Origin of the sequence: Streptomyces katrae, assembly GCF_000966975.1 — a bacterium.
Classification (GTDB): Bacteria; Actinomycetota; Actinomycetes; order Streptomycetales; family Streptomycetaceae; genus Streptomyces; species Streptomyces katrae.
On record NZ_JZWV01001798.1, the window covers coordinates 1 to 346 of the forward strand.

1 pseudogene is annotated in these 346 nt (G+C 77.2%); it reads right to left on the minus strand.

The window, feature by feature from the left end:
• Positions 1-97: 97 nt before the first annotated feature.
• Positions 98-346, minus strand: a pseudogene (locus VR44_RS40620) (glycosyl hydrolase); the annotation flags it as partial.

Consider the following 346-nt stretch of genomic DNA (forward strand, 5'->3'; position numbering starts at 1 on the left):
AGAGATGTGTATAAGAGACAGTTCCCCCTCCACACCCAGGCCGCCGCCTCCTGGTTCGCCGGCCGCTACACCTCCTAGCCCCGGCACCACCGCCTCGCTAGACCCCCCGCACCTCCACCCCGCTCACCACGCCCCCCGCCTCGTCCTCCACCACCACCGCCTCCCCGGCCCACCGCACGGTGTACCGCTCGACCTCGCCCGCCCCGAACCCCGGCCCCGGGTCCCGGATCACCACCCCGCCACCGGTCCGCCCCCGCGCCGGGGCCCACGCCTCCAGGCCCACCGAGCCGTCCGCGCGCCGCACCGGCAGCACCGATCCCGCCCGCGCCAGCACCGGGGTGCGCCC